General features: G+C 52.4%; 2 protein-coding genes. Both read left to right on the forward strand.

Annotation, left to right across the window (positions count from 1 at the left end):
- The first annotated feature begins 126 nt into the window (after positions 1–126).
- Positions 127–1308 (forward strand): efflux RND transporter periplasmic adaptor subunit, encoded by a 1182-nt coding sequence (locus ACTF5Z_RS10110; RefSeq protein WP_438985522.1) that lies wholly within the window; start codon positions 127–129, stop codon positions 1306–1308.
- Positions 1305–4091: efflux RND transporter permease subunit (locus tag ACTF5Z_RS10115; protein ID WP_438985523.1), on the forward strand; the 2787-nt coding region annotated here is incomplete at its 3' end. The genes ACTF5Z_RS10110 and ACTF5Z_RS10115, both read left to right, overlap by 4 nt.

Consider the following 4091-nt stretch of genomic DNA (forward strand, 5'->3'; position numbering starts at 1 on the left):
CGGCTAGCGGTCCCACAAACTCAGTTTGGCGTGCTCGCTGCACCATCCATCGTATCTACACCGAATTCATTCTTGCGCTGTCGTACAATGCGACGTCGCGAAAAGCTTTGCCCCCGAAGGTTAACTATGTTGAAAAAATGGCTAAAACGTCTTGCTCCCATTCTGATAATTGCAGTTGCTTTTGCAATATTCGCAACACTGCAAGCGAACAAACCGATGCCAGAGAAAAAAGAAGCTCAGGCCAGAGTTTTACAGGTCTACACCACACCTGCGGCCTTGGAGTCGACCTTCTTCGATGTCTATGCCCAGGGCGAAGTCAAAGCACGCACAGCCATCAATTTGGCCGCGCAAGTGGGCGGCCGAGTTGAGTGGGTATCTAATCAGTTCATCCCGGGCGGCTTCGTTCGGGCCGGCGAACCCATACTGCGACTTGAAGCCATAGATTACCAGCTGGCGCTAAACCAAGCGGAAGCGTCACTGGCCAACGCTACAGTGTTATTAGAAAAAGCTGAAGCCGATGCGGATGTCGCCCGCAAACAACTGGTAGGGGTTAAAAACCCATCACCCTTGGCTCTGAAAATTCCACAAGTGAAGGAAGCCAAGGCGTCGGTCAAAGCGGCGCAGGCATCAGTAGAACGCGCTCGTTTAAATTTGGAGCGCACCGCGGTAAGCCTACCCTACGACGCACGTATTACTGGCGTCAATGTGCAGGTGGGCCAGGTTATCGCTGCCGGTCAAGCATTGGCAGCGGCATTTTCCATCGATGAAGTCATGGTAAGACTTGCATTGAAGCAAGAGGCGCTCGGCTCACTGGGCTTACCCATCGGCTTCGTTGCTGAAGCCAACAACGAACCCTCAGTCACCTTCTCAACCGAGATTGCCGGTACAGGCTATCAATGGACAGGTAAACTTACCCACATAGAAGCCAATATCGATCAGGCGACCCGTATGGTGCATGCCACCGCAACCCTTAAAAACCCGTACGATAAGGCGAACACCAGTAAGGGTATGCCGATGGCGGTGGGGCTGTATGTCGATGCTCACATTCAAGGCCGTCAAGTTGACCAAATGATCTCGATCCCACGCTCGGCACTCAGGCCCGGGAACCGCGTATTTATTATCGAGAACGAGACGCTTCAGGTGGCAGATGTTATGGTCGCTCATGCGAATGAAGACAAGGCCTACATCAGCAACGGATTGTCAGCCGGCTCACAAATCATCACCTCACCTATTCGTAACCCCATTGCGGGCATGGCAATTACCTCGATCGAGCCCGGCGTAACAGCTGAAGCGGAGTCTACGCAATGAAGACGCTAATCGCGTGGTGGACACGCAACCCCGTCGCCGCCAATCTACTGATGGCAGGCATATTAATCGCGGGCTGGCTTGGCTTTAACAACATGGAGCGCGAAGTCTTTCCCGTTGTGAAAGTGAATCAAGCGACCGTCGAAGTTTCGTGGCGAGGTGCCAGCGCACAAGATGTTGAAGAGCAAGTTATTGCGCGCATCGAAGAAGCCCTAGAAGATTTGGATAGCGTTTACCGAGTCTATGCGACCGCGTACGAGGGCTATGCCAATGTACGCGTTGCGACTTACCCCTACGTTGAAATCGAAACTTTTGTTAACGACGTAAAGAACGCGGTCGACTCGGTGACTTCCTTCCCGCGCGACATCGAAAACCCTAGAGTTAAGCGCTTAGAATTCCGCGAAGAAATGATCCGAGTCGCGCTCTACGGCGACCGCAGTGAGCGCGAGCTGACGCGGCTTGCCGAGGAGCTGCGGCAAGAGCTGGCCGCTCTACCTTACACCTCGCTCGTTGAACTGTTCGGAGCTCGCAATGAAGAAGTCACCATAGAGATTTCTGAATCGGCCCTAAGAGAGTATGACTTAACCTTCAGTGAGGTTGCCAACGCCATTCGCAGCTCGTCGTTGAATACCTCTTCCGGCAGTGTTCGCACCGATGTCGGCACATTTAGTATTAAAACCCGGAACCTTGCCGACACTGCCGATGACTTCGGCAATGTCATCATCCGCCAAACTCCTGACTTCGGCACGGTACTCCTAAAAGACGTTGCAACGATCATTGATGGCTTTGAAGAGAACGAGTTACTCGCGACTGTGAACGGCCAGCCCACTGTACTTCTGCAGGTTAAGGCGACAGAACAAATGCAGGTGGTCAAAGCCAGTGATGCGGTGACATCGTGGGTGGAGATGCGCCGCAAGACCTTACCCGAAGGCTTGGATCTAATGATCTGGTTTGACACAGCCGACATCTACAAAAGCCGCATGGAGACTATTGGCAGCTCCGCTTACATGGGTTTGATATTGGTCTTTGTGATATTAATAGCGACCCTGAGACCCCGCGTTGCCCTGTGGGTAACTGGGGGTATCGCAGTCGCCTTCATGGGGACCTTCGCCTTTTTACCCTCGGCCGATGTCTCGTTCAACGTGATATCAACCTTTGCCTTCTTGCTGGTGCTAGGAATTGTGGTGGACGATGCGATTGTAGTCGGTGAAAGTATTCACGCTCACAGCGAGGCCAGCGGGGGAGGCGATAATGCGGCGATCAACGGCACATATGCGGTCTCTAAACCCGTAATTTTTGCGGTACTCACCACCATCCTCGCCTTCGCCCCATGGTTTTTCGTGTCTGGCGAAACAGCTCAGATCACACGCCAGCTGTCCATTGTGATCACTTTAGCGCTGACCTTCAGCTTAATTGAAGTGTTTTTAATTTTGCCGTCTCATCTGCGCAATCTAAAACCTAGGGATACGACCAAGTGGTTTGCGAAGTACCAAACGAAAATCGAGCATGCCATCGTCAGCTTCGCTAACGTGCAATATCGAGCCATTATCGAAACCGCGATTAAACATCGCTATATCACCCTATCATTCTTCGTTGGCTTATTTATCGTCAGCATTGGCGTCTTCAGCAGCGGCTGGGTCAAATTTAACTTCATGCCTCAGGTAGAAAATGAGCAGATCTACGTTAGTGTAGACCTACCCGCCGGCACTCCTTGGGAGCGCTCACTCGAAGTTTTGGAGCAGCTTCAGGATGCGGAGCGGCGCCTTGTCAAGGAAGTCGAGACGCAGGGGGCCGCTAATGGTGAAGAAGTTCAGTTAATCGAAGGCTGGTATACGCGCTCTCGATGGGACAACGTACTGGCGATTATTCGTCTTGCCCCACCCGAAACACGTGCCCTATCAGCACGCGAAGCCGCCGAGCGTTTTCAAGAGTTGGTCGGCGATGTTCCCGATGCCGAAGCGATTTCGGTGAACTATACCCTGAACGATGGCAATCCGCGCGTGACCTACATGCTACGCGGCAACGACTTGGAAACTTTGCGATCCGCGAGTCTGGACATTCAATCACAACTTAGAACCTATCAAGACGCCTTCTTCATTCGCGACAGCCAGCGTGGCGAACGCGAAGAAATTCGCCTGACCTTAAAACCTACCGCGACAGCAATGGGTTTAACCCTTGCAGAAGTTTCTCGTCAGGTACGGCAAGCGTATTACGGCGAGGAGATCCAGCGGTTACCACGTGAGATTGGCGACGTCAGAGTTATGGTGAAATACCCAAAAGCGCTGCGCGAAAACTTGGCGTCACTGGACGAGTTTCGTATTCGCACGCCTCGTGGTGATAGCGTTCCTCTCGCATCCGTTGCCGAATTTGAGGTGGGTGCTGGCGTTCAGCGCATTGAACGCCGAGACGGTCAGCGTGTGATTTATGTCTCAGCCGACGTGACCGCTGATGCCATGAGCACTATTGGCAAAGACATGCGCGAAAATTTCATTCCTGCCCTGGAACCAAAGTACCCCACCGTAAAATTTGGTCAAGGCGGCTCACAGGAGGAAGAAGCCGAATTCTTGGGTGAAATCCAAGCCCTGTATATTGTGGCAATGTTCATGATGTATGCGTTAATCGCCGTAGCGTTCAGAAGTTACTGGTTACCCATGCTGATTATGACGGCGATACCTTTCGGGTTTATGGGAGCCATTTACGGTCATTTGCTGTTTGGTATTCCCTTAGCACTGTTCTCGTACTTTGGCATAGGCGCCGCAGCCGGCGTTGTGGTTAATGACAACCTG

Source organism: Aequoribacter sp. (genome assembly GCF_965659035.1).
In the GTDB taxonomy this organism is placed as follows: Bacteria; Pseudomonadota; Gammaproteobacteria; order Pseudomonadales; family Halieaceae; genus Aequoribacter.

What these genes read in the sequence shown, in the direction of transcription:
- ACTF5Z_RS10110 (WP_438985522.1), top strand. Translation starts at nt 127, where the DNA reads ATGTTGAAAAAATGGCTAAAACGTCTTGCTCCCATTCTGATAATTGCA.